This window comes from Janthinobacterium sp. LM6 (genome assembly GCF_002002885.1).
In the GTDB taxonomy this organism is placed as follows: domain Bacteria; phylum Pseudomonadota; class Gammaproteobacteria; order Burkholderiales; family Burkholderiaceae_D; genus Janthinobacterium; species Janthinobacterium kumbetense.
In genome coordinates, this window is sequence record NZ_CP019510.1 from 6,190,224 (window position 1) to 6,216,066 (window position 25,843).

Annotated in this window: 24 protein-coding genes; 5 read left to right on the top strand and 19 right to left on the bottom strand. The window is 61.9% G+C overall.

The window, feature by feature from the left end; genetic code table 11:
- Positions 1–4 precede the first annotated feature (4 nt).
- The 5 genes from astD to BZG29_RS27220 all read right to left on the bottom strand — a co-directional run bounded on the left by astD (position 5) and on the right by BZG29_RS27220 (position 6,173).
- Positions 5–1,501, bottom strand: coding sequence for a succinylglutamate-semialdehyde dehydrogenase (gene astD / locus BZG29_RS27200; protein ID WP_077408832.1), 1,497 nt, complete (start codon positions 1,499–1,501; stop codon positions 5–7).
- Entirely contained in the window at positions 1,494–2,546 is a 1,053-nt protein-coding gene (gene astA, locus BZG29_RS27205) for an arginine N-succinyltransferase (RefSeq protein WP_077408833.1), read from the bottom strand. The genes astD and astA overlap by 8 nt, the downstream gene beginning before the upstream one ends.
- Positions 2,547–2,559: 13 nt before the next feature.
- On the bottom strand, positions 2,560–3,591 hold the full coding sequence (locus BZG29_RS27210; RefSeq protein ID WP_077408834.1) for an arginine N-succinyltransferase: 1,032 nt from the start codon (positions 3,589–3,591) through the stop codon (positions 2,560–2,562).
- Positions 3,592–3,698: 107 nt separating this feature from the next.
- On the bottom strand, positions 3,699–4,916 hold the full coding sequence (gene astC / locus BZG29_RS27215) for an acetylornithine/succinylornithine family transaminase (RefSeq protein ID WP_290440893.1): 1,218 nt from the start codon (positions 4,914–4,916) through the stop codon (positions 3,699–3,701).
- 312 nt (positions 4,917–5,228) lie between these two features.
- Positions 5,229–6,173 carry a helix-turn-helix domain-containing protein gene (locus tag BZG29_RS27220; RefSeq protein ID WP_077408836.1) on the bottom strand — a complete coding sequence of 315 codons (945 nt, stop codon included), beginning with the start codon at positions 6,171–6,173 and terminating at the stop codon, positions 5,229–5,231.
- 131 nt (positions 6,174–6,304) lie between these two features.
- Between BZG29_RS27220 and BZG29_RS27225 the strand changes: the two genes are divergently transcribed.
- From BZG29_RS27225 to BZG29_RS27235, 3 genes are all read left to right on the top strand, one after another.
- A complete protein-coding gene (locus BZG29_RS27225; RefSeq protein ID WP_171985117.1) occupies positions 6,305–6,739 on the top strand; it encodes a MarR family transcriptional regulator in 435 nt (144 codons plus the stop codon).
- Positions 6,740–6,784: 45 nt separating this feature from the next.
- Positions 6,785–7,069, top strand: coding sequence for a hypothetical protein (locus BZG29_RS27230; protein WP_034778933.1), 285 nt, complete (start codon positions 6,785–6,787; stop codon positions 7,067–7,069).
- Positions 7,070–7,348: 279 nt separating this feature from the next.
- On the top strand, positions 7,349–8,197 hold the full coding sequence (locus BZG29_RS27235) for an HDOD domain-containing protein (protein ID WP_077408837.1): 849 nt from the start codon (positions 7,349–7,351) through the stop codon (positions 8,195–8,197).
- Positions 8,198–8,766: 569 nt separating this feature from the next.
- On the opposite strand, the gene BZG29_RS27240 is transcribed toward BZG29_RS27235, so the two are convergent.
- The 3 genes from BZG29_RS27240 to BZG29_RS28295 all read right to left on the bottom strand — a co-directional run bounded on the left by BZG29_RS27240 (position 8,767) and on the right by BZG29_RS28295 (position 12,958).
- A complete protein-coding gene (locus tag BZG29_RS27240) occupies positions 8,767–10,902 on the bottom strand; it encodes a peptidase domain-containing ABC transporter (RefSeq protein WP_077408838.1) in 2,136 nt (711 codons plus the stop codon).
- A 27-nt stretch (positions 10,903–10,929) separates the two neighbouring features.
- On the bottom strand, positions 10,930–12,234 hold the full coding sequence (locus BZG29_RS27245; protein ID WP_253192726.1) for an HlyD family efflux transporter periplasmic adaptor subunit: 1,305 nt from the start codon (positions 12,232–12,234) through the stop codon (positions 10,930–10,932).
- A gap of 559 nt (positions 12,235–12,793) precedes the next feature.
- Entirely contained in the window at positions 12,794–12,958 is a 165-nt protein-coding gene (locus tag BZG29_RS28295) for a hypothetical protein (protein ID WP_171985118.1), read from the bottom strand.
- Between BZG29_RS28295 and BZG29_RS28020 the strand changes: the two genes are divergently transcribed.
- On the top strand, positions 12,957–13,166 hold the full coding sequence (locus tag BZG29_RS28020) for a hypothetical protein (protein WP_150131068.1): 210 nt from the start codon (positions 12,957–12,959) through the stop codon (positions 13,164–13,166). The genes BZG29_RS28295 and BZG29_RS28020 overlap by 2 nt on opposite strands.
- An 8-nt stretch (positions 13,167–13,174) precedes the next feature.
- Here the strand turns inward: BZG29_RS28020 and BZG29_RS27255 are convergent, their stop codons facing one another.
- The 8 genes from BZG29_RS27255 to queA form a co-directional block, all read right to left on the bottom strand.
- Positions 13,175–13,780, bottom strand: a complete 606-nt coding sequence (locus BZG29_RS27255; protein ID WP_253192728.1) for a glutathione S-transferase family protein — start codon at positions 13,778–13,780, stop codon at positions 13,175–13,177.
- Positions 13,781–13,891: 111 nt separating this feature from the next.
- Positions 13,892–14,593, bottom strand: a complete 702-nt coding sequence (locus BZG29_RS27260) for a YafY family protein (RefSeq protein WP_171985119.1) — start codon at positions 14,591–14,593, stop codon at positions 13,892–13,894.
- Positions 14,590–15,339 carry a hypothetical protein gene (locus BZG29_RS27265; RefSeq protein WP_150131069.1) on the bottom strand — a complete coding sequence of 250 codons (750 nt, stop codon included), beginning with the start codon at positions 15,337–15,339 and terminating at the stop codon, positions 14,590–14,592. Before BZG29_RS27265 ends, BZG29_RS27260 begins: the two co-directional genes overlap by 4 nt.
- A gap of 73 nt (positions 15,340–15,412) precedes the next feature.
- On the bottom strand, positions 15,413–16,435 hold the full coding sequence (gene secF, locus BZG29_RS27270) for a protein translocase subunit SecF (protein WP_077408843.1): 1,023 nt from the start codon (positions 16,433–16,435) through the stop codon (positions 15,413–15,415).
- Positions 16,436–16,525: 90 nt separating this feature from the next.
- Positions 16,526–18,391: a protein translocase subunit SecD gene (secD, locus tag BZG29_RS27275; RefSeq protein WP_077408844.1), complete on the bottom strand. Its 1,866-nt coding sequence runs from the start codon at positions 18,389–18,391 to the stop codon at positions 16,526–16,528.
- A gap of 97 nt (positions 18,392–18,488) precedes the next feature.
- Positions 18,489–18,821, bottom strand: a complete 333-nt coding sequence (gene yajC / locus BZG29_RS27280) for a preprotein translocase subunit YajC (protein WP_077408845.1) — start codon at positions 18,819–18,821, stop codon at positions 18,489–18,491.
- Positions 18,822–19,017: 196 nt separating this feature from the next.
- Positions 19,018–20,157 (bottom strand): tRNA guanosine(34) transglycosylase Tgt, encoded by a 1,140-nt coding sequence (gene tgt, locus BZG29_RS27285; protein ID WP_077408846.1) that lies wholly within the window; start codon positions 20,155–20,157, stop codon positions 19,018–19,020.
- Position 20,158: 1 nt separating this feature from the next.
- A complete protein-coding gene (gene queA / locus BZG29_RS27290; protein ID WP_077408847.1) occupies positions 20,159–21,214 on the bottom strand; it encodes a tRNA preQ1(34) S-adenosylmethionine ribosyltransferase-isomerase QueA in 1,056 nt (351 codons plus the stop codon).
- Positions 21,215–21,391: 177 nt separating this feature from the next.
- On the opposite strand from queA, the gene recG reads away from it, so the two are divergent.
- The gene (gene recG / locus BZG29_RS27295) at positions 21,392–23,494 is read left to right on the top strand and encodes an ATP-dependent DNA helicase RecG (protein ID WP_077408848.1); all 2,103 of its coding nucleotides are present in this window, start codon (positions 21,392–21,394) and stop codon (positions 23,492–23,494) included.
- A 7-nt stretch (positions 23,495–23,501) separates the two neighbouring features.
- On the opposite strand, the gene BZG29_RS28710 is transcribed toward recG, so the two are convergent.
- From BZG29_RS28710 to BZG29_RS27305, 3 genes are read right to left on the bottom strand one after another with little or no spacing between them, the layout of a single operon-like run.
- Entirely contained in the window at positions 23,502–23,627 is a 126-nt protein-coding gene (locus BZG29_RS28710) for a hypothetical protein (RefSeq protein ID WP_255206293.1), read from the bottom strand.
- Positions 23,627–24,841: an MFS transporter gene (locus BZG29_RS27300; RefSeq protein WP_077408849.1), complete on the bottom strand. Its 1,215-nt coding sequence runs from the start codon at positions 24,839–24,841 to the stop codon at positions 23,627–23,629. Before BZG29_RS27300 ends, BZG29_RS28710 begins: the two co-directional genes overlap by 1 nt.
- Positions 24,838–25,842, bottom strand: a complete 1,005-nt coding sequence (locus BZG29_RS27305) for a Gfo/Idh/MocA family oxidoreductase (RefSeq protein ID WP_077408850.1) — start codon at positions 25,840–25,842, stop codon at positions 24,838–24,840. Before BZG29_RS27305 ends, BZG29_RS27300 begins: the two co-directional genes overlap by 4 nt.
- Position 25,843 lies beyond the last annotated feature (1 nt).

Here is a 25,843-nt window from a genome sequence, read left to right on the forward strand (position 1 = left end):
TTCCTTAAAAATTCAGGCCGGGCGACAGCTTGGCCGGCAGTTCCAATGCGCTGTTCTCGATCGAGGCGACCGGGTAGGCGCAGTAATCGGCCGCGTAATACGCGCTTGGACGGTGGTTGCCCGACTTGCCGATGCCGCCGAACGGCGCCGTGCTGGCCGCGCCCGTCGTCGGACGGTTCCAGTTGATGATGCCGGCGCGCGCGCGCGTTTGAAAAATTTGCCACAGGGCCGGATCGTCGGACAAGAGCGCCGCGGCCAGGCCGAATTCAGTGGCATTGGCGACCTTCAGGGCCGCATCGAAATCGGCCACGCGGATCACCTGCAGCAGTGGACCGAACCATTCTTCGTCGGGGATGCCGGCGGCATCGGTGACGTCGACGATGCCGGCCGTGACAAAGCCCGCCTCGGGATTGAGCTGGCGCATCTGCAGCAAGGTGGTACCGCCCTTGGCCACCATGTCCGCCTGCGCCTGCACCAGGCGCGCGGCCACGGCACTCGATACGACAGGGCCCATGAATGGCTGCGGCTGCGCGTCGGAGGCGCCGATGCCCAGTTTCGCAGCCACTTCCACCAAACGCGCGACAAACGCAGCGCCGGCAGCGTTGTCCTGCACCACCAGGCGGCGCGCGCAGGTGCAGCGCTGGCCAGCGGAGACAAAGGCGGAGAAGATCGCGTGGTGCACGGCCGCGTCCACGTCCTTCACGTTCCACACGACCAGGGCGTTGTTGCCGCCCATTTCCAGCGCCAGCATCTTGCCCGGCTGGCCGCCGAACTGGCGGTGCAGGCTGATGCCCGTCTGGCAGGAACCCGTAAACAGCACGCCGTCGAGCAAGGCATTGGCGCCGAGGGCCACGCCCGTGTCGCGCCCGCCGTTGACGAGGTTGACGACGCCATTGGGCAAGCCGGCCTGCTGCCACAGCTGCACGGTCTTGATGGCCGTGCGCGGCGCATATTCGCTGGGCTTGAAGACGATGGTGTTACCGGCGATCAGGGCCGGCACGATGTGGCCGTTCGGCAGGTGGCCAGGGAAATTGTACGGGCCGAAGACGCCGAACACGCCATGCGGGCGGTGGCGCAGCACGGCGTCGCCGTCGGCGATCTTGCTTTGCGTGATGCCCGTGCGCGCGTGGTACGACTGCACCGAGATATCGATCTTGTTGGCCATGGTGGCCACTTCCGTGCGCGATTCCCACAGCGGTTTGCCCACTTCTTCCGAGATCAGGAGCGCCAGCGCTTCGGCATGAACTTTGAGCAGTTCGCGAAAGCGCACGCAGATGGCGATGCGTTCCTCGACGGGCGTATCGGCCCACACTTCAAAGGCGGCGCGGGCGGCCTGGCAAGCCTGTTCGACTTCGTGTTCCGTCGCTTCCAGACTAGCCCAGGTCTGCTTGCCGTTCGACGGATCGATGGTGAGCAGTTCACGGCCCGTGCCTGGCAGCCAGGCGCCGTTGATGAAGTTCGATGCTGCGGTAGATGGATTAAGGTCAGACGATTTAGACATGGGAATGCTTCCTCGGGTTGAGTGACAAGGTGCGCACGGTGTCGCCGTGATGGCAGCGCAGCAAATGCAGTTCATCGTCGTCCAGCGCGATCTTGCCGCCGTGCGGATTGGCGCTGGTGACGATCATGCGGAAATCTTTCAGGTCGGTGTTCGACACCAGGTAAGGCTCGGCCTGGACGGCGTCGCCGTCCACTTCAGGAGCAGCCTCGGCGTCGAGCACGGCCGGCATGCTGTCGCGCATGGCGCGCAGTTCGGACACGCGCGCCTGCAGCACGGGACCGGCGTCGAAAATGTCGACATAACCCTCGAAGTGCAAGCCTTCCTGCTCCAGCAGGCGGCGCGCGGGCGCCGTGCTCAGATGCACCTTGCCGATGACCTCCTGCGCTTCGTCGGGCAGGTAGGCCACGTACATGGGCTGGCGCGGCATCAGCTCGGCGATGAACGATTTTTTACCGAGGCTCGTCAAGTCGTCGACGTGGTGGAAATCCATCTTGAAGAAGTGGCGGCCCAGGCCCTCGTAGAACGGCGAGCTGCCGTCCGGCGCCTGGTAGCCGCGCATCTCCGCGATCAGTTTTTCCGTGAACAGGTGGGGGAACTGGGCGATGAAGAGGAAGCGGCTTTTCGACAGCAGCTTGCCGTTGTTGCCGCTGCGGTAATCGGGGTGCAAAAACAGCGAGCACAGTTCCGTGCTGCCCGTCAGGTCGTTCGACAGGTACAAGGTTTCCATGCGCGTAAACACGTCAAGTTCGCGGCTGGAATGGACCAGAGTGCCGATGCGGTAGTTATAGAACGGTTCTTCCAGGCCCACGGCGCCCTTGATGGCGCACACGCCGGCCAGGCGGCCTGTATCCGTATCCTCCATGACAAACATGTAGTCGCGCTTTTCGGGCGGGATGGTTTCGGCGAACGAGGCGCAGGCGATGGCCAGGCGGTCGCCCAGCATTTTCATGTCCGGCTTGAGGGTGGTCATGCCGGTGCCGACCTGGCTGGCCAGGCCGTACAGGGCGTCCAGGTCAGAAGCGTTGATGGCGCGTACTACTAGCATAATGTTCTCTCGGTTAAATGCGTACGCAAATGACGCTGTCGCCTTCGGCCACGGCCAGCGCCTCGAGCAGCTCTGGCGGCAAGCCGACGGTGTCCTGCGCTTCGAGCGCATCGCAGGTGAAGGTGACGGCGCGGAAGTTGCGCTCCGCGCCCGAAGCGACCGCGTAATGCACTTTCAGGCCAGTGCGGCTGGGCGTGACGCCGGCGACGACGCGGCGCGTGAGCGAACCCGTAAACGAGCGCAGCGCATGCTTGTGCGCCTGCAGGATCGGGCCGCCATCGAAGATGTCGATGTAATCGTCGGCTTCAAAGCCCTCTTCCGTCAGCAGATTGAACGCCAGTTCGCCGCTCGGGTGGATCTGGCCCATGGCAGCCTGCGCGTCACCGGGCAGCAGCGGCACGTACACGGGATAATGCGGCATCAGTTCGACGATCAGGGTGCGGTTGCGGGCGCCGCCGATGACTTTTTCGGCATCGAGGAAATCCATCTGGAAGAATTTGCGGCCCAGCGCATCCCAGAACGGCGACTGGCCGTTGGCGTCCGTGATGCCCGCCAGCGGCACGAAGAAGCGGTCGCCGAAGCGGTGCGGCGCCAGCACGGCGAACAGCAGCCGCGCGCGCGACAGCAGGGCAGCTTCCAGGCCCGCCTGCTCCATGTTGCGCACAAAGAAACCGGACAGCTGCGAGTACGCCGTCAGCTCCGAGCACAGGGTCAGCGCATGCACGCTGTGACTGATGTTCAGGTCGCGCGAGACTTGCTGGATGACGTCGTTGCGAAAGGAAAAATAGGTGCCGTTCGAGCCGGCCGAGGCGAAGATGGCGGCCGTACCGGCAATGCTCTTGTCGAGCAGGGATTCAAGCACGAAGAGATACGACTCTTCGCTGGGGATGTCGACATGGGCGGCAAACGAGGCGATGGAGCGCTCGACGGAGGCGGCGATTTTCTCGCGCGTCTTCGGCAGGGTATGGACACCCGGCATGGTTACCGCGGCCAGCGCTTCGAGGGCTGCGATATCCGCAATTTCTACCGGACGGACAACATACATGGGTACTCCTTCAATGCTGACGATACATGGGCTGAAAACCCGGGTAGAACCAAGCCGGCCCGCAGCAAAGCGGCGGGCCGGTGATCAAACAGGGAGCGAGGCTAGCCTCAGGCTTTCAGCATGCCGTCGATGGCGACGCGCAGCAGACGGCCCGCTTCGGCGATCTGTTCGTCCGAGACGATCAGGGCCGGCGCCAGACGCACCACGTCCATGCCGGCGATCAACACCATCAAGCCTTGCGCTTCGGCCGCTTTCTGGATGTCTTTCGCGCGGCCCTTGAAGGCATCGGTAACTACCAGGCCCAGCAGCAAACCGCTGCCGCGCACGACGGAGAACACTTGCGGGTAATCCGTGATCAAGCCTTGCAGCATGGCGATGGTGTTGACGCTCGCTTCCTTGACGCGCGCCAGGAACGCCGGCGTATTGATCGTTTCCAGCACGGTCAGGGCCACGGTGGCGGCCAGCGGGTTGCCGCCGTAGGTGGTGCCGTGGGTGCCGACGGCCAGGGTTTGCGCCAGTTCATTCGTGGTCAGCATGGCACCGATTGGGTAGCCGTTGCCCAGCGCCTTGGCGGCCGTCAGGATGTCCGGCGTGACGCCGTAGCCCATGTAGGCGAACAACGCGCCAGTGCGGCCCATGCCGCTCTGGACTTCGTCGAAAATCAGCAGGGCGCCCGTCTTGTCGCACAGGGCACGCAGCTCCTTGAGGAATTCCGGATTGCCTGGCACCACGCCGCCTTCGCCTTGTACCGGCTCGACGATCACGGCGCACACGTCATCGCCAATGGCGGCGCGCGCCGCTTCGATGTCGTTGTAGGCGATGTGGTCGATCGACGGCGGCAGCGGCTCGAAGCCTTCCGTGTACTTCGCCTGGCCGCCGACGGACACCGTAAACAGGGTGCGGCCGTGGAAGGAGCTGAAGCACGAGATGATGCGCGACTTGTGCGCGCCAAACTTGGTGTGGGCGTACTTGCGCGCCAGTTTCAGGGCCGCTTCGTTGGCTTCCGCGCCCGAGTTGCAAAAAAAGGCGCGGTCGGCGAAGGTCGCTTCCGTCAGGGCCAGCGCCAGGCGCAGGACAGGCTCGTTGGTATAGCCGTTGCCCAGATGCCACAAATTATTGATTTGCTTGGTCAGCACGTCGACCAGGGCCGGATGGCAATGGCCCAGGCTGTTGACAGCGATGCCGGAGGTGAAATCGAGGTAATGCTTGCCTGACTGGTCCCACAGATCCAGTCCGGAACCGCGCACGGGCACCATGGCAGCAGGGGCGTAGGTAGGAACGAGGACCTGGTCAAAGGTTTCCCGGGTGACTGGACGAGCCGTTATGGTCGAATCAAGCTTGGCATTCATAGCATTTCCCCATCAATATGTTAGGTACTCCGCAGCTACGACAGCTACGTGTGTACTGCATTATAAAAAGCGGGATGCTAAAACTCTTTTGAATCTGCGACAAGGATTTTCACAATTCATCACAGCCATACTTATCGCACGATAGTGCGAAATATAGAACGCCTGGCGAAATCGTAGCGAGCGGCAGCGAGTTGTGGCTGAGAAGCGGAGCTGTGCGAAGCACGGGGCCGCCGAGGCAGTGAGCATCGGAGGCCGCAAATCGCGACGCGCAGTAGATTTCACCAGACGTTAAACCGGCGGCATCAGCTTGCGCTGCCGCTCTTCGCGCGGGGTATTGCCAAACAAGGTGCCAAACGCCGTGGAAAAGTGCGAGCCGGAAGAAAAGCCGCACATCAGGCCTACTTGCACGATGGAATAATGTGTATCAAGCAATAATTGCCGCGAGCGCTGCAGGCGCAGCTCCAGGTAGTAGCGCGACGGCAAGCTGCCCAGGTATTGCTTGAACAGCCGCTCAAGCTGGCGCCGCGACAGGCCCACCAGGCTGGCGATGTCGTCGGTCGACAGCGGCTCTTCGATATTGGCTTCCATCAAAGTCACCGCCTCGGACAATTTCGGCTGCAGCACGCCGAAGCGCGCTTGCAGGGCCACGCGCTGGCGCTCTTCCTTGCCGCGCACCTTGTCTACGCACAACGCTTCCTTGACGAGCGCCTGCACGTCGGCGCCAAAGATGGTCTCGATCAGGGTCAGCGAAAAGTCAATGCTGGCCGCGCCGCCACAGCAGGTGACGTGCGGACCGTCGATATCGAACAAATGCGGCGTCAGGATGGCCCGTTCGGCCTTCGCTTCCGCATCGGCGTACAAGGCCCACGGCAAGGCGATGCGCACGCCATCCATGACGCCCGCGTCGGCCAGCCACAGCACGGCAGCGCCCACGCCGCCCCAGAATGGCGCCGAGCGGCAGCGTTCGATCACGGCCCGGCACAGCTCGGCGCGCAGCGGCGCCTCCGTTTCATCGGCCACCAGCAGTGCGATATGCCAGTTGCCGCCCTGCGCAGCCACCTGTTCCGGCGTGCGCACGTCCAGCTGCAGGGCTTCCGGCCCCAGCGCCCGCGCGCACAGGCGCAGCGGCTGCACCAGGCCTGCCCAGGTAATCGATTCGGCATCGCCGGCATGGACCAGCAGCAAACGCAGCGGTTTGTCGAGGCCGATACGGGAAAGATTAGCGAAAGACATCGGCGAGGCGGGCCAGGGGCAAGGGCTGAGTTGCCCACATGATACCGGACTTCCGCCCCATCGAGCCCCTCATGCAAGGGCACATCCTGGCGCGGCGGAAAAAAGCGGGGCGGAAGGATATAATCTCCCCCATGGGTGAACGATATTTAAAAAGTATCCGGCTGCTGGCCGAATGCATGCAAGGCTTCGAGCGGTTTTCTGGCGACTTCGTGCGCCAGTACGGCTTGACGCATGCGCAATTCGACATCATCGCCACGCTCGGCAACACCTGTGGCATGTCCTACAAGGAACTGGGCCAGAAAACCCTGATCACCAAGGGTACCTTGACGGGCGTGGTGGACCGGCTGGAACAAAAGGGGCTGGTGATCCGCGAACGTTGTCCACGCGACAAGCGTTCCTATTACGTGCGCCTGAGCTGCGCGGGCGAACAGGTGTTCCATGACGTGTTCCCCAAGCTGACAAAGCAGGGCCAGCACCTGTTCGACGGCTATACCGAAGACGATTTCATGCGGTTGGAAACCACCCTGGCAGGCTTGAAGCACGCCATCGCCAACGGCCACGGCTGACCATTCACCAAGCACAGACATTCAAACAAGACAAAGGAAACCAAGTTGAAAACCTCACTGCTCGAAGGCAAAAAGCCCGCTCATTTCGATAAACACATCATCGGCAACCTGCTGCTCAACGCCAGCACGCCGGAACTGGTGCGCCAGGAAAAGCTGATCATCGGCGTGCGCAACGAAGACGGCGAAATCTACCGCCTGATCGGCGCCACCAAGCACAACAGCTTCATGAACGCCGTCGAGGAATTGTTCGACCTGGGCCTGACGGATGAACTGGAAGACAGCGACGAGCTGGTTGAAGGCTGTGACGCCATCTTCAGCGAATCTCTCTAACAACGCGTAACAAAACCTGCTGCGCGGTGCACTTTGCGGCCTGCGATGCTCACCGTACTAAAGTACTAAAGTACGGTTGCGCTTCTTAGCCACAAATCCCATCCGCTCGCAATGGTTTTGTTAAGCGTTCGGAATTTCGTCGTTCAAAATGGGCACGCGTCGACTGTACGCGTGCCCATTTTGCGTTTACGGGGCTTTGCTTGCCTTTTGCTAAGCTGTTTGCGAAAAGATCATGGTTAAAAAGTTCCGCACGGAAATATTGCGAGTATAATTTTTTCAATGAACAGACTCGACGCCTTTAAAAGCATCGCCGCACAAGCCGCTCGTGGCGAGCTGACCTTTCCTGCCAATGTGGACGCTTCGCTCAAGCTGCAAGAGGCGCTGGCCGATCCCGACTGCCATATCGAAGCCGCAGCCAAGCTGGTGCAGGCTGACCCGCTGCTGGCGGCGCGCACGGTAGCCATCGCCAATTCCGCGGCGTTCAACCGCTCCGGCAATGAAATCACCAGCGTGCGCAACGCCGTGCAGCGGCTTGGCGTGCGTACCCTGCAATCGGTAGTGGCATCGCTGATCGTGCGCCAGCTGGGGAGCACCATCACCGATCCCGTGCTGCAAGCGAAGGCCAACCAGTTGTGGGAGCATACGGCCCATGTGGCGGCCCTGTCGCAGGTGCTGGCCCGCCGCGTCACCAAGGTGGACCCCGATACGGCCCTGTTTGCCGGCATCATGCATGAAGTGGGCGGCTTTTATCTGCTGTCGCGCGCGGCCGAATTCCCCGGCATCCTCGACGGCGAACCGGAGGACTGGGTCGAACATGGCGAACAGGCCATCGGCCATGGCGTCCTGACCAAACTGAAGGTACCGGAAGCGGTGATGGGCGCCATCGATGCGCTGTGGGAAGGTTTGCGCGCCATTCCACCCGAATCGCTGGGCGACACCCTGCTGCTGGCAAATGACCTGGCGCCGGTATCGTCGCCCCTCAACGAAAGCCCGGCCGCCATCGCCGTGCGGGCCGCCCGCGCCGCGCGCAGCATCGATTGCCTGATCGGCGACGATGCGACGCTGTCGAGCATTATGGAAGAATCGGACGATGAAGTGCAGTCGCTGCTGAAGGTGCTTGTGCACTAGGCATGGTTCAGCGGGCATGGCCGATGCCGGCCAGCTGAGTTCCTGCCCTCTCTGGCTGCCCGTTACTGGCTCATGCAGCTCATGGGCATAGCCTTATTTCTCGCGCTCACTCCACTCCGGAGCGGGGCCGTTGAAGGTATCGGCGCCTGCAGCGTCTCATTGCTGCATGAGGGATGCATGGCTCTGGCAATGTGCTCTCTACCGCGTCACATTTTCACCAGATTCCCAAACCATCTCTTGGCGACTTATCCGATATTGAAGATAAAAAGCCGAAACAGAGATAAACAATAATCCATGAATAACATGGTACTTATTGGATAGAAAACATTCTATTCAATGGAGCCATTACTTCCCCCTGAAAAAAATCAATCAAGCCCAGGAAAATATTTAACCTTCCTTTTTTGAACAGCCCCTGGAAAGTAAAATAAACAATGGGGATATTGGCCAATCAAACTTCATAGTGCGTGTTTTAATTCACTGCATCGGCCAGGATTTTTCATCGACCACCTCCAGCAAGCCAACTTGAATATAATGGAACACCCGTTCCATATTTTATCCGACAGCGTCGGCTATGCAGCTTCTTGAATCTGCTGCATCACATCCTGCACGATTACTCCCTGCTGCAATACCACCACCCGCTGCGCCATGGCGATGGTTTCCGGGCGATGTGCAACGATCACGCGCGTGAGGGCGATTTTCTGGATTGCGGCATTCACCGCTTGCTCGTTGCGCGTGTCCAGGTGGCTGGTCGCTTCGTCGAGCACCAGCAGTTTCGGATTCTTGTACAGGGCGCGCGCCAGCAGGATGCGCTGTTTCTGGCCTCCCGACAGGCCGCTGCCGATATCGCCCACCAGGGTATTGAAAGCCATCGGCATGGCGGCGATTTCCGCATGCACGGCCGCCAGGTGCGCACAGGCCTGCACCTGCTGGTAATTGGGGGAGGGAGCAAAGAAGCTGATATTGTCGGCGATCGAACCGGCAAACAGGGTGTCTTCCTGCATAACCGTGCCCAGCAATTGCCGGTAGTTCGTCAAGCCCAGGCTGCCCAACTGGATGCCGCCGATGAGGATTTCGCCTTCCGTCGGTTCCAGCAAGCCCAATAGCAATTTCATGAGGGTCGTCTTGCCGCAGCCGGACGGGCCGGTGACGGCGATGCACTGGCCCGCAGGAATGCTCAGATTGAGGCCGCTCAAGACATTCGGTTCGCTGGCGGCGTAGCGGAAGGTGAGGTTGCGGATCTCGATCGATGGCGAGATATCGTCCATGTCGACCTCGACGTCGCTGCCATCGGTTTCCGCATCGGTCAGGACGATGTCGGCCACGCGCTCGCCATGCAGGCGCAGCATGCGCAGCTCGAACAGTTTATCGACCAGGCTGGCCATGCGCTGGCTGAACTGATCCTTGTAACTGATGAACGCGAACAACATGCCCACCGAAAAGCGGTTGTCCAGCACGGCCAGTGCCGCCATCCAGATGACGATCACCCGTTCGGCGCTGAAGAGCAAGGTATTGGCCGTCTGGTAGGACACGGACAGCTTGGCGATGCGCAGGTCGGCATTGAACTGGTCGGCCAGCGCATTGGTCCAGCTGGCACGGCGCTCCGCGGCGCGGCCGAACAGGCGGATACTCTGGATGCCGCGCACGGATTCGAGGAAATGCGTCTGCTGCCGGGCCGCATGGATGATCTGTTCGGCCGTCGCTTCGCGCATGGCATTGAACAGGATCCAGCGCAGCAACACATACAGCAGCACCGCGATGCAGGCCACGCCCGCCAGCAGGGGACTGTAGAACAGCATCATGCCCAAGGTGGCCAGCACCAGCACGCCATCGATGGCGCCTTCGACGAATTGCGTCGTCAGGCTGCGCTGCATGGTCTGAATGGAGTTGAAGCGCGAGACGATGTCGCCCGTGTGGCGCTTCTCGAAGTACGGCAGCGGCAACTTGAGCAAATGGGCAAAGGCATTCCCCAGCCATTGCAAGTTCAGATTGGTGGCCAGCACCGTGGTGATCCAGGAACGCACGGCACCGATGGCCGTCTGCACCAGCACCAGCAGCAAAAAGCCGCAACCGAGCACGGTGATCAGGTCGCGGTCGGCGGCCAGCAGCGCCTCGTCGACCAGCCACTGCATGTAGAACGGCGCCACCAGCGCGCACACCTGCAGGGCCAGGCCCAGCACCAGCAATTGCAGCAAGCCGCGCTTCAGGCCCACCACGCGCCCCATCAGCGACAGCAGGGAAAACTGCTGCTTTTCTTCGGCCTTCTTGAACTCGGCGGTGGGCATCAGTTCCAGCGCCACGCCCGTAAAATGTTTCGCCACTTCCGCCAGCGGCAGGCGGCGCTCGCCCACGGCCGGGTCGTGGATCACGGCATGGCTGCCGGAGACGGACTTGAGCACGACAAAATGGTTCAAGTCCCAGTGCAGGATGGCGGGCAGCTTCAGCTCGGGCAAATGCTGCATGTCGAGTTTCAAGGGCCGTGTATGCAGGGCCAGGCCCTGCGCCATCGCCATCAGCCCTTTTAACGTGACGCCCTTGAGGGAGACGGAAAAGCGCCGGCGCATGCTGGAAATATCGGTCTGGTGGCCCCAGTAGCTGGCCACCATGCACAAGCAGGCCAGGCCGCATTCGGCCGCTTCTGTTTGCAGCAGGACGGGCAGGCGCTGGCTGCGCCAGAAGGACAGGTGGGCAAGATCAGGGAGATGCATGAGTATTGTGGAAAATCAATATGAGGCTTACAAGCGCCCGGAAATGCTGAACAGGGGTTCGAGCACCCATTCATACAGGCGCCGCTGTTCCAGCAGCACGCTGGCGTCGACCAGCATGCCCGACTTCAGGGGCAGGGTTTCGCCATACGCCTGCACGCTCTGGCGCTGCAAGGCTAAGCGGATGCGGTACAAGGGTTCGCCATTCGTGCCGCTGACGGCGCCCGGCACTGCCAGCTCGTCGGGCCGCAGCGAGGTGCTGGCCACTTCGCGCACCAGCGCCGGATACTGGCCGAATTTCTGGTACGGATACGCCTGGTAGCGCAGCAATACTGTCATGCCTGGCTTGATGAAGCCGACCGAGCGCGACGGCGCGTAGATTTCCGCCTCCAGCTGGGCGCCTTGCGGCAGCACGGAAGCGAGGACGCTGTTGGCCGCCACGGTCTGGCCCAGTTCCGTGGTGATGGCCGTGACCATGCCATCCTGCGCCGCGCGCACGAGGATTTCGCGGCGCGCCTCGTTTTCCGTCAGGTCTTGCTCGATGGCGGAGACATTGCGCTGCAAGCCTTCCGTGTCGCGCTGGGCCTGCACCTGCAAGTCGCGCACGTCCGCTTCCGTGGTGGCCAGATCGCGGCCGCTGGCCGACTTGATGCGCTGCAATTCCGCCAGGCGCTGGTGCTGGTCCAGCAGCTCGGCTTGCTTATCCTGCAGTTGCGCCGACGAAATGTAATGGGTGGCGTGCAGATCGCCGTAGCGCTGGTAGGACTGTTCCGCCAAGGTAATGCGACGCTGCTGCAGCGTGATCTGGTCGTCCATGCGGGCGATTTCCGCCGCCAGGTCGCTGGCACGGCGCTGTCCCGCCGCCATGCGCTGGCGCGATTGCAGGCGCGACTGCTGCAATTCCGCGTCATAGCTGTCGCGCCGGCTTTTCAGCAGATCCGAGACGACTTGCTGGGGCGCCCCCGCATTGGCGCTGCTGCGCTCGCCCGACAGCACGAACAGCACTTCGCCCGCGCACACGGCCTGCCCCTCCTTGACGCGCACCCCGGCGATGACGCCAGCCTGGCCCGGCATGACACGGATCACGCCGCTGGTCGGCAGCAGCACTCCCTGCGATTGCGCCTTGCGCGTGGTGCTGAAGAAGATGAAGAAAGCGACGATGGCCAGCGCGATAGCCAGAAACAGCCAGGTCAGGAATACATGGCTGATTGGCCGCGCCAGCAATACCGTACCGTATTGTTTATTGCCCAGATGCTCAATGGCTTGCTGGCGGAACAGGGACTGGGTGGGCGGGGAGGGGCTGGAGGCGGCGGGAACGCTGGGCTGGTCACGCAATATGATGGACTTTTCGAAAAATAGTTTTAATCAGCCAAAACTGAACCTTGTTATGCAAGAGTGCCGGACTTTACAAATCAGACCGTGACCCCGCATTCCAAAACCATATGCCCCTGTCTTTCAGAATGCAATACGATGGTTATTTTCATTGGCATAAAATATTCAATTTTATCAAAATAGCATCCAAAAAATCAAGAAATAATCTTATGCATAAGCAACCCATATGTTTTCTAAAAAATATGATGAAAATATCCTGATTTTCAAGCCATTTGAAATTTACCTATTCTTCATGCCAAAAAAAACATCTTTGGAAATTTGACAATCAAAAGAAAATTCTACATTAATCCCACAAAAGAAATCTATCGAATTATCACGGAATGGTAAATTTAAAAATCACCAGGATTTTATTGTAAATACCTCACCATGTTTAAAAATGACTTCCGTTTCGAATCGGGTAATTGCGCACCCCTGCATAGTTGCGCCCGGACCATCCCCCTGGTCCAGGAAAAAGTCAAGAATGGGACGGTGCGGTGCCGGCGCTGCTGAAGGTGTTCGTCCATCAAACAGCAGGCTTCTTGCCCGCTGGCGGCGGTGCCGCCGGCTTGACCGTGTCGACGATCAGCACATGCTTGTCCATGGCCTGCGTTCCCTGCATTTGCTGGACGACTTGCGTGGCAACCGCCTTGGTACTCAACAGGGGTTTCGGATGGCGTGGCATGAACATGGCGTACCTGCTGGAAGTGGGATACGCCCATATGGGCAGCAATTGGCAATTTATCAAGCCATTTTTCAAGCGCCGGACAAAAATCCGCTCGAAAGCGAAAAAAAAACCCGCTCGAAAGCGGGTAAAGTCCAAAGCTAGGGATGTCCTGAAAGAGACAGCCCTATCTTATGCGGTGCGCCGCGCCGGCTCCGTGCGCTGGCACACTTAGCGCGCAGATTATCCCGGCGATAGCTGCACGTCCGTTTCCTGCCAGGCGCGCAGCTGCCGCACGCGGGCAAACCACGCCTGGACATGCTGGTACTGCGCCAGCGGCAGCCGCACGGCCTCGCTGTACATCAGCGGCGCGGCCACGGCGAAGTCGGCCAGGGTAACGTCTTCGCCGCTGAGCCAGCCGCGTCCCGCCAGATGCGCATCCAGCACCACGGCGCATTCATGCAGGTCGCGCTCGCCGCGCGCCTCTTCCAACGGATCCGCCGGACCATTGCCCGTCATGCCCTTCCAGGCGCGTTCCCAGGCCAGCACACTGATGGCGGGCGCGAAGTGCTGCGCAGCCCAGAACAGCCAGCGGTTGACGTCGGCGCGGGCTTGCGGCGCCTGCGGATAAAGCGTCTGGCCCGGCACCTGCTCGGCCAGGTATTGCATGATGGCGCACGATTCCCACAGCAGGAAAGCGCCATCGGCCAGCACGGGTACCTTGCCGTTCGGGTTCAGTTCTAGCAGGCGGCGGCGGTCGTCCGCATTCATCAGGTCGACTTCGGCCAGTTCCAGCGGCAGGCCGAGGTGGATCGCCGTCATCAGTGCACGGCGGGCATTCGAAGACATGGGGTGGTGGTACAGGCGCATGGTAGATGGCTCCGGTGAGTGAAGAAGCCACCATCGTAGAACCAGTCACTGACAGTTTTTGTCAGGAGCGGATGTCAGGATTCCGGGTCGCTAGCTTTCCGGATCAATCTCGTGCATCTTGCGCCAGGCATCCAGCAGCACATGGCGCCGCCTGGGATAGCGTTCGTCGTGCTGCTGCACGCTGGCGATGCGGTCGATGCGGAAATGCCGGTAATCGCCGCGCAGCTCGCACCACGCGGCCAGCAGGCGCTTGCCTTCGAAAAACGCCAGGGCAAACGGCCACACCGTGCGCGAGGTGGCGCTGCCATGCTCATCCTGGTAGCCCAGGGTGAGCTTCTGTTCGTAGCGGATGGCCTCGCGCACGGGCTGCACGTAGCGGTCGGCCGGCTGCGTGCCATCGGCGGGGCGGCCCAACGGCACCCACAGGCTGGTCTCGGCCATGCTGTCGCGCAAGTCGCGCGGCGAGGCGGCCGCGATCTTGGCCAGGGCATTGCTGGCCGCCTGCGCCAGGCCCGCATCGCCCTGCCGGCGCACCCAGCGCGCGCCCAGCACCAGCGCTTCCAGTTCATCGGCGCCAAACATCAACGGCGGCAGGAAGGCGCCACGGCGCAGCACATAGCCGATGCCGGCCTCGCCCTGCAGGGGCGCGCCCAATTCGGCCAGGGTCTGGATATCGCGGTAAATCGTGCGCTCGGAAACGCCCAGCTGCTGCGCCAGCTGGGCTGCCGTGACGGGCACGCGCCTGGCGCGCATGGCGTCCATCAGCAGGAACAGGCGGCCGCTGCGGCTCATGGACAGGCCTGCAAAGCCTGGTCGCCCATGACGAGGGCCGACAGCGCCGGCACGTACAGATAGCCGTCGGGCGCCAGGCGCGATGCGCGCGTCCCCTCTTGCACGCCGGCGATGCCGTAGCAGCGCTGCAGCCGCGCAGCGGCTGGCCACCAGTAAACGGCCGCCTCCTGGTCGGGAAAGCGCTGGCGAACGCTCTCGGCCTGCCCCGCCACTTGCCGGAAATCGCGGTAAAAGGCAGGTGCGATGCCCAGCTCCGCGGCATACGCCGTTTCCAGTGCTGCCGTCTCTGCCAATTGGGCCGCCAGCGCCGCCGTTTCACGGTCAAGCTCATCGGCCGGCACGCCCGCCTCGACCAGGCTGCGGCGCATGCGCTCCGGGCCAGCCTGCGCGCGCAGGAACGCCGATTCCTGCAGCGCCAGCACGGCACCGGCGGGGATGTGCATATGGTGCGCGGCCGGGAAGACGTACAGGGCGCAGCTGCCCGCGCACACCGTGTCGATGGCGAGACGCCATTGCTGCTGGCGCAGGTAGCGGCCCAGCTGCATGGCCGCCTGCGGATCACCGCCATCGCTATTCACGCGCAACAGCGTCGTACCCGGCGTGGCCAGCAGCCGCAGCGTGTCCACGTCGCCCTCGGCAATCGGGCCGCGCAGGGCAATGCTGTCACTGCCAGTGCGGCTGAAATCGGCGGCGCCGGCCAGCGTGCCGATGCCTGCCATGATGCCCATCACTATCAAACGCTTCATCGTCATCCACCATAAAAAAAACGACCACCGCAAACGGTGATCGTTCTTCATTCGACCTGCAAAAAACCTGCGCTTACACCACGGCGCCGTCGGTTTCGTCTTTTTCCTTGATCGGCTTGATCAAGTCTTCGCGCTTGACGCCCAGCCACATGGCGATCGAGGCCGCGACGAACACGGACGAGTAAATACCGAAGCAGATACCGATGGTCAGCGCCAGTGCAAAGTGGTGCAAGGTCTGGCCGCCGAAGACCAGCATCGACAGCACCATCATCTGGGTCGAACCGTGGGTGATGATGGTACGCGAAATGGTGCTGGTGATCGCGTTGTCGATCACTTCATGCACGGAAGCCTTGCGCTGCTTGCGGAAGTTTTCGCGGATACGGTCAAAGATCACCACCGATTCGTTGACGGAATAACCGAGCACCGCCAGGATGGCCGCCAGCACCGTCAGCGAGAATTCCCATTCGAAGAAGGCGAAGAAGCCCAGGATGATCACCACGTCATGCAAGTTGGCGATAATCGCCGAAACAGCGTATTTCCATTCGAAGCGTACGGCCAAGTAGATCATCACAAACACGACAACCATCACCAGCGCGTTCAAGCCGTTCTGCGTCAGTTCCTCGCCCACTTGCGGGCCGACGAATTCCACTTTCTGCAGCACCAGCGCTTCGTTGCCGGCAGCGTCCACGCAGGCGGTCTTGATGACGTGCTCGCCCTTGTCGGTGACGGTGTCAATGCCCTTGGTCGTGCCCTGCTCGGCCTTGCACAGCGTTTCAAACACGCGCTGCGAGGTGTTCGCGGCGCTGACGCCCTTTTCCACCGGCAGGCGGATCATCACGTCGCGCGCCGTATCGAAGCTGGTCACGCCCGGCTCTTCATAACCGAGGCCGATCAGGGTGCCGCGTATGCCTTCAAGGTTGGCCGCTTTCGGGTATTTGACCTCCATCAGGGTGCCGCCCTTGAATTCCACGGACAGGTGCAAGCCCTTGTGGAACAGGAAGAAGACGGCGGCAAGGAAGGTCACGGCCGAAATCACGTTGAAAATCAACGCATGGCGCATGAAGGGAATATCTTTTTTGATCCGGAAAAATTCCATGAAATCCTCTGAGTTCTATTCTGTGCGTCCGGCGGCTGGGCCACCGGACGCGATCGCTGTTGACGCTATTGGGTAAGGCTGGGCCGTTGCTTATTTGCTGGCACCCGGCACCCACACCGTGCCGATCGACAAGGTCGTCAGCTTTTTCTTGCGGCCATACCAGAGGTTGACCACGCCGCGCGACACGAACACGGAGGAGAACATCGAGGTCAGGATACCCAGGCAATGCACGACAGCGAAGCCGCGCACGGGACCGCTGCCGAAGGCCAGCAGTGCCAGGCCGACGATCAGGGTGGTCACGTTCGAGTCCAGAATCGTGGCCCAGGCGCGGTCGAAGCCGGCGGCGATCGCCGCTTGCGGCGTATTGCCTGCGCGCAGCTCTTCACGGATACGTTCATTGATCAGCACGTTGGCGTCAATCGCCATGCCCAGCGCCAGCGCGATAGCGGCGATACCTGGCAAGGTCAAGGTCACCTGGATCATCGACAACAAGCCGACCAGCAACAACAGGTTGGTGGCCAGGGCCAGCACGCTGAAGGCGCCGAACAGCATGTAGTAGGCGATCATGAAGATGGCGATGGCGATGAAGCCGTACAAGGTCGAGTGGAAGCCCTTGGCGATGTTTTCCGCGCCCAGTTGCGGTCCGATCGTGCGTTCTTCGATGACGGTCATCGGTGCGGACAGGGCGCCCGAGCGCAGCAGCAGCGCCAGTTCATTCGCGTTTTCCGCGCCGCCCATGCCGGTGATCTGGAAGCGCGAACCGAGTTCCTGCTGGATGGTGGCAACCGACAGCACTTCCGGCTTGCCCTTTTCAAACAGCACGATGGCCATGCGCTTGCCCACGCGTTCGCGCGTCGCTTCGCGCATCTTGCGTCCGCCGTCGCCGTTCAGGTCGATCGACACGGCCGCTTGCTGGTTCTGGTCGAAGCTGGCAGTGGCGCTGGAGATATAGTCGCCCGTCAGGATTACGTCTTTCGCCAGCACGACAGGCACGCCCTTGCCGACAGTGAACAGTTCCGAGTTGAACGGGATGGCGCTCGACAGTTCCGTGCCGGGCACGATGCTTTCGTCGACCAGGCGCACTTCCAGGGTGGCCGTGCGGCCGATGATGGCTTTTGCGCGGGCCACGTCCTGCACGCCAGGCAGTTGCACCACGATGCGGTCGGGACCTTGCTGCTGGATCAGCGGCTCGGCCACGCCCAGCTCGTTGACGCGCTTGGACAGGGTGGAGATATTCTGTTTGACGCCTTCGTCGATGGTTGCCTTCAGGGCCGCCGGTTTCAGGGTGATGTTCAGTTTCAAATCGCTGCCTTCGCCCGCATCGGCGAACGCCAGTTCCGTCATCTGGTCGGACAGGACATTTTTTGCCTTCAGGCGCGTCTCGGCGTCGCGGAAGTTGATTTGCACGCTGTCGCCCACGCGTTCGATGCCGGCGTGGCGGATATTTTTGTCACGCAACACGCTACGCGCGGCGGACTGGACGCCCTGGACTTTCTTGTTCAGTACTGCTTTCGCATCGACCTGCATCAGGAAGTGCACGCCACCACGCAAATCCAGACCCAGGAACATGGGCAAGGCATGCAATTTTTGCATCCACATCGGCGTATTGGCTTGCAGGTTGACCGTCACGATGAACGCGGGATCGGTGGAATCGGGGTTCAGATCCTTTTCCAGCACCAGTTTTGCCTTGAACTGGGTATCGGGATCGGCAAAACGCACGCGCACGGAGGCGAGATTGCCGGCGCCATCCATGGTGACACCTTCCGACTTGACGTTCTCTTTCGTCAATATTTGCTCGACTTGCGTCATCAGCTCGCCCGTCACTTTGACGGTCGACTTGCCGCTGGTTACTTGCAGCGCCGGTGACTCACCGAAATAATTGGGCGCCGTATAGAGTGCGCCCAGCAATAAGGCGACGACGATGATGATGTATTTCCAGGCAGGATAGCGATTCATAGTGATTCAGCGTTCAGTGTTGAGCGTCGGAGGCGTCGCGAGGGGCGGCGGATAGCCGCCCCGGGTCTATCATTGCAGAGGCAATGACAGCGAGGAATTACAGCGCCTTCAGGGTGCCTTTAGGCAGCAAGGTGGTGATGGAGCTCTTTTGCACCGTGATTTCGGTGCCGGCCGCCACTTCGATGGTGACGTAAGCGTCCACTACCTTGGAAACACGGCCCAGCATGCCGCCGGCGGTGACGACTTCGTCACCCTTGGCCAGCGCGTCCATCATCGCCCGTTGTTCTTTGGCGCGTTTTTGCTGTGGGCGGATCATCAGGAAATACATGACCACGAACATCAATACCAGCGGCAGGAAGCTGGTCAGGTTGCCGCCGAGGCCCAGGGCTTCGGTTGGGGCTTGCGCATAAGCGTTGGAAATGAAAAACACGGTGACTCCAGTTCTAATCAGTTTGAAAAAATAGCGCTGTATTCTAGCATTGGCTATACGTCATAACCCGAATTGCAGCCATGGCAACTTTAAATGGGGCTAAAAAAGCATTATGCAATGCTTTATCGCCCCCGTCCAAGCACCAATACACAAAACTTCCGGCCATGCTGCCGCCAGCCATCAAGCTAAGCTTTTCTTAAGTTCCGCGTGCGCGTTCCGCATGGAATTGCAGGGTAAACGCGTGGAAACGGTCTTCGTCCAGCGCCTCGCGCATCTGGCGCATCAAGTCCAGATAATAATGCAGGTTGTGGATGGTATTGAGGCGCGCGCCGAGGATTTCCTTGGAGCGGTGCAGATGGTGCAGGTAGGCGCGCGAGAAATTGCGGCAGGCGTAGCAGCTGCAGGTCTCGTCGAGCGGCGCCTGGTCTTCCTTGTACTTGGCGTTCTTGATCTTGATGTCGCCAAAACGGGTGAACAGCCAGCCATTGCGGGCGTTACGCGTCGGCATGACGCAATCGAACATGTCGATGCCGTTCGACACGCCCGCCACCAGGTCTTCCGGCGTGCCCACGCCCATCAGGTAATGCGGCTTGTTGGCCGGCAAGCGCGGACCCACGTGGGCCAGCATGCGCATCATGTCTTCCTTTGGCTCGCCCACGGACAGGCCGCCGATGGCGATGCCGGGGAAATCGATCTCTTCCAGCTTGGCCAGCGACTCGTCGCGCAGCATTTCGAACATGCCGCCCTGCACGATGCCGAACAGCGCATTCGGGTTTTCGCCGCGGTGGAACTCGTCCTTCGAGCGCTGCGCCCAGCGCAAGGACATGCGCATCGACTTGGCCGCTTCCTCGATGGTGGCCGGACGGCCCTGGATTTCGTACGGCGTGCATTCGTCGAACTGCATGACGATGTCGGAATTCAAGACGCGCTGCACCTGCATCGACACTTCCGGCGACAGGAACAGTTTATCGCCGTTGATGGGCGAATTGAAATGCACGCCCTCTTCCGTGATCTTGCGCATGGCGCCCAGCGAAAACACCTGAAAGCCGCCCGAATCCGTCAAAATCGGCTTGTTCCAGCCCATGAAGCCGTGCAAGCCGCCGAATTTCTCCATAACGGTGTTGCCTGGACGCAACCAAAGGTGAAACGTGTTGCCCAGGATAATCTGCGCGTCGATCTCGTTGAGTTCCAGCGGCGACATGGCCTTCACGGAACCGTAAGTGCCCACTGGCATGAAGATCGGCGTCTGCACGATACCATGGTTGAGTTTCAAGGTGCCGCGGCGTGCCTTGGTCAGGCCGCTCGTGTCGGTCTTGAGTAGTTTAAATTCCAGCATATCAGTCTTTCACGGGAGTATCAAGGTTCAGCGCAGCGCGCGATTGCGTGGTGAGCAGCATCGCATCGCCATAGCTGAAGAAACGGTAATTCTGCGCGATCGCATGCGCGTAGGCGCGGCGGATCGGCTCATAGCCGGCAAAGGCCGACACCAGCATCAGCAGGGTCGACTTCGGCAAATGGAAGTTGGTGATCAGCCGCGTCACCGTCTTGAATGCATAGCCGGGCGTGATGAACAGGGCCGTATCGGCGCTGCCCGCCAGCAGCTGGCCGCTTTGCGAGGCCGATTCCAGCGCGCGCAGGCTGGTCGTGCCGACGGCCACCACGTCGCGCCCGGCCAGTTGGGCGGCGCGCACGGCGTCGACGGTTTCCTGCGGCATGGTGTACCACTCGGTATGCATCTTGTGTTCGGCCAACACCTCCGTGCGCACGGGCTGGAAGGTGCCGGCGCCCACGTGCAGGGTCACATAGGCAAAGTTGACGCCCTTCGCTTTCAGCTGGTCGAGCAGGGCCTGGTCGAAATGCAGGCCGGCCGTCGGTGCGGCGACAGCGCCGGGTACCTTGTTGAACACGGTCTGGTAGCGCGTTTCGTCAAATTCGTCCGCATCGTGCTCGATGTAGGGAGGTAGCGGCAGCCGGCCATGCGCCTCGATCAGCTCGAACACGTCGGCGTCGAAGTGCAGCGTAAAAAATTCGCCGGCGCGCTGGCCGACCGTCACGTCGAAGGCGTCGGCCAGGCGGATGCGGCAACCGGGCGGTGGCGACTTCGAGGCGCGGACCTGGGCCAGCACGGTGCGGTCGTCCAGCACGCGCTCGACGAGCGCCTCGATCTTGCCGCCGCTTTCCTTGACGCCGAAGAAGCGCGCTTTGAGCACGCGCGTATCGTTCATCACCAGCAGGTCGCCCGCCTGCAACAGCCCGACGATATCGGCAAAGCTGCGGTCAAGCAGGGCGTCGCCGTCCAGATGCAACAGGCGCGAGGCGCTGCGCTCGGCCAACGGAGTTTGCGCAATGTTTTCTTGCGGCAAATTAAAATCGAAATCGGAAAGCGAATACATGCGTTTTGCTTCAAAAGTACGTCAAAAATGATTAGGAGTGCGCAATGGAACATCTGGCACTATACTGTGCGCCTATACAGGCATTACAATAATCCGCCGCAACAACTACGACTGCGGTACGCACAGGGTGTGCCGGACAACCCTCTATTTTACGCTAGCGGCACCAAAACCTTGCATATGTCCGATCCAAAGCCCGATCTTCCTCCCGCAGCCAAGCCCGCCGCGAAGCCGAAAGCCGCCAAAAAAGTGGTCAGCACGGAAAGCCGGTTGGCCAAACTGGGCTTGCGCACGGATATGGACCTGGTGCTGCACCTGCCGATGCGCTACGAGGACGAAACCAAGGTCTATTCCATCCGCGACGCCTGCCTGCGCGGCGGCGAGTCGTGGCAAGTCGAGGGTATCGTCACCAAGTGCGAAGTCAATTTCAAGCCGCGCAAGCAGTTGCTGGTGACGATCGCCGATGAAACGGGCAATTTGCTGCTGCGCTTCATGAATTTCTACGGCAGCCAGGTCAAGCAGCTGGCCGAAGGCACGCGGGTGCGTGCGCGCGCCGAACTCAAACACGGTTTTTTCGGCGCCGAGATGGTGCACCCGACGTATAAAGTGGTCAACGAGGGCGCGCCGCTGCCCACGGCCCTGACGCCCGTGTACCCGTCCGGCGAAGGCCTGTCGCAGCACGTCCTGCGGCGCGAAATCGCCGACGCCATGCGCCGCATCGACTGGCAGGACACCTTGCCGGACCAGCTGCTGCACGACATGCAGCTGTCGCCTTTCCGCGCCGCCGTGCACCTGCTGCACTATCCGCCGCAGGACATCGATGAAAGCGCGCTGATGGACCGTTCGCATCCGGCCTGGGTACGCATGAAGTTCGATGAACTGCTGGCGCAGCAGCTGTCGCTGAAACGCGCCCAGCGCGCGCGCCGCTCGAAAGGCGCCGCCTCGCTGCCCGTCGTCGGCACGCTGTCGGATGCCTTCGGCGCAGCCCTGCCCTTCAAGCTGACGGGCGCGCAAGCGCGCGTGCTCGAGGAAATCCGCGCCGACCTGCGCCAGCCCTACCCGATGCAGCGCCTGCTGCAAGGCGACGTCGGCAGCGGCAAGACGGTCGTCGCCGCCCTGTCGGCCACGCAAGCCATCGACAGCGGCTACCAGGCCGCGCTGATGGCGCCCACGGAGATTCTGGCCGAGCAGCACTTCCGCAAGATCGCCGCCTGGATGGAGCCGCTGGGCGTCAAGGTGGCCTGGCTGACGGGCAGCCTGAAGAAAAAAGAAAAGACGGCGGCGCTGACCCTGATCGAATCGGGCGAAGCGCAGCTGGTGATCGGCACGCATGCGCTGATCCAGGATAACGTGCTGTTTGCGAAACTGGGCCTGGTGATCGTCGACGAGCAGCACCGCTTCGGCGTGGGCCAGCGCCTGACCTTGCGCAACAAGGGCGACAGCGCCGCCGTGCCGCACCAGCTGATGATGTCGGCCACGCCGATTCCGCGCACCCTGGCCATGACGTATTACGCCGACCTGGAAGTGTCGGTGATCGACGAGCTGCCGCCCGGACGCAGCCCCATCGTCACGCGCGCCATCGACCAGAACCGCCGCGACGAAGTCATCGCCCGCGTGTACGCGGCCGCGCTGGAAGGCCGGCAGGTGTACTGGGTCTGCCCGCTGATCGAGGAATCGGAAGCGCTGCAGCTGCAGACGGCCACCGACACCTACATGATGCTGGCTGAGGCCCTGCCCGCGCTGCAGGTGGGCCTCGTGCACGGCCGCCTGAAGCCGGCGGAAAAGCAGGAGGTAATGGACGCCTTCATCGCCGGGCATATCCACGTGCTGGTGGCCACCACCGTCATCGAGGTGGGCGTCGACGTGCCGAACGCCTCGCTGATGGTGATCGAGCATGCCGAGCGCTTCGGCTTGTCGCAACTGCACCAGTTGCGCGGCCGCGTGGGACGCGGATCGGCAGCCAGCGTCTGCCTGCTGCTGTACCAGGGCCCGCTGGGCGGCGTGGCGCGCCAGCGTTTGATGACCATGCGCGAGACGACGGACGGTTTTGAAATTGCCCGCCGCGACCTGGAAATCCGCGGCCCCGGCGAATTTCTCGGCGCGCGCCAGTCCGGCCAGGCCATGCTGCGCTTCGCCGACCTGGAAACGGATCAATGGCTGGTAGACCAGGCGCGCGACGTGGCGCACGATTTACTGCACGCCACCACGGCGGCTGCCGCAGCCACCGTGGAAGCGCACCTGGCGCGCTGGCTGGGCGGGAAAGAGGAATTCCTGAAAGTCTAGGAGCGCCCTACATGCACATCCAGAAGCGGTTCGCCAGGTCCAGCATGAAATCGGGACGCAGATAGGCCAGGAAGACGAGAGCCAGCAGCGCGGCGCCAGCCAGGCGCCATAACCATGTGCGCCAGCTGGCCATTACGCGGCTACCGCCACGCGCTTGACGGCGCGCTCGTCGATGGGCAGGTTGATCAGCGCGGCCAGCAGCCCCAGGCCGATGGTGATCATCCACACGATGTGATAACTGCCCTGGTGTTCGTACAGATAGCCGCCCAGCCACGCGCCAAGGAAACTGCCCACCTGGTGCGAGAAGAACACCATTCCCGCCAGCATCGACAGGTGCTTCACGCCGAAGATGCCGGCGATGATGCCGTTCGTCAGCGGCACGGTCGACAGCCACAGCACACCCATGCCGGCGGCGAACAGGTACACGGACCACGCCGACAATGGCGCCAGCAGGAACACGGTGATGACCACGGCGCGCGTCACGTAGATGGCCGACAGCAGATAGCGCTTGGCGATCTTGCCACCGAGTTTGCCTGCGTAATAGGAGCCGACGATGTTGAACAGGCCGATCAGCGCCAGCGCCGTGACGGCGATGTTCGGATTCATCAGGCCCTGATCCTTCAGGTAGGCGGGCAAGTGCACGCCGATGAAGACCAGCTGGAAACCGCAGACGAAATACCCTGCCAGCAGCAGCCAGAACGAACGACTGGCGATGGCTTCGCCGAAGGCCGCGCCGACGCTTTGCTGCGGACCGCTGGTGTGCGAGACGGGCGGCTCGCGCAAATAGAAGGCCATCGGAATCATGGCCAGCAACACCAGCGCGGCCAGCACATAGAAGGCGTTCTGCCAGCCCACGGCAGAAATCAGTTGCTGCTCGACCGGCATCATGAGGAACTGGCCGAACGAGCCGGCCGCCGACGAGATGCCGAAGGCCCACGAGCGCTGCTCCGGCGGCGCGCTGCGGCCGATGATGCCGCTGATGGCGCCAAAGGCGGTGCAAGCCAGCGCCAGGCCGATGAAGATGCCGGAACCGACGATGAACAGGGTGGGCTGCGTCACCAGCGCCATCCACACCAGGCCCGCCATGTAGCTGATGGCGCCGACGATGACGACGCGCATGGTGCCGAAACGGTCGGCCGCCATGCCGGCGAACGGGCCGAAGACGCCCCACATCAGGTTTTGCATGGCCAGCGCCAGCGAATACGTTTCGCGCGTCCAGCCATTCGCTTGCGAGATCGGCTGCATCCAGAAACCCAGGCCATGGCGCACGCCCATCGCCAGGGTCAGCACGATGCCGCTGGCGATCAGGACGGTTTTCAGGCTGGGACGCGATGAGTGCAATGTCATGGGATTCCTGATGACGCCTGGTCGGCGCTGTAAACGAGGCCGATCTGGCCACGCATGGTGTCAAGGTTGTGCATCAGCGCCACGCTGTCCGCATGCGGCATGACGGGGCTTTCCAGCAGGCCGGCGCGGATGCAGCGCATCGCTTCGATCGCCTCGTGCGCGTAGCCATTGCCCAGGTGCGGCATGGCGACGACGCGGCGTGCGCCATCCATCGTTTCGACGATCAGATGATCGGGCTTGTAAAAACGGTTGGGCAGGCGAATTCGCCCCAGGCTGCCGGAAATGGTCATTTCCGTCGGCGTTTGCGCGCGCAGGCTGCAGGCGCAGGACGAGGTGCCGCCGCCCGCGTGCAACAGCGAAAACACGACCTGCTCATCGACGCCGGTGGCGCCCATTTCGGCCAGCGCCTGCACCTGCAATACGGGGCCGAGGAAGAAGGCCGCCATCGACAGCGGATAGATGCCCACGTCGAGCAGCGCGCCGCCGCCGAGTTCCGGATTGAACATGCGGTGCTCGGGCGGGAAATTGGCGACAAAGCCGATATCGGCCTGCACCTGCTGCAGCACGCCGATTTCGCCGCTGGCGATGATGCGCTGCGCTTCCTGCACGGCGGGCAGGAAGCGGCTCCACATGGCTTCCATCAAAAACAGTTTTTTGTCGCGCGCCAGGTCGACCACGGCCTGCGCTTCGCGCGCATTCATGGTGAACGGTTTTTCGCACACGACGTGCTTGCCGGCGGCCAGGCACAGCAGGGCATTTTCCGCATGCAGGGTGTGCGGCGTGGCGATGTAGATCACGTCCACGCCAGGATCGTCAGCCAGCGCCTGGTAGGAGCCGTGGCAGCGTTCGATGCCGAATTCGGCGCCGAAGGCTTGCGCGCCGGCGGCGCTGCGCGAGGCGACGGCCGCCAGCTGCGCTCCAGGCGCGTCGCGCAAGCCATTGGCCATCGCGCGGGCGATCTTGCCGGTGCCGAGGATGCCCCAGCGGATGGTATTTTCCATG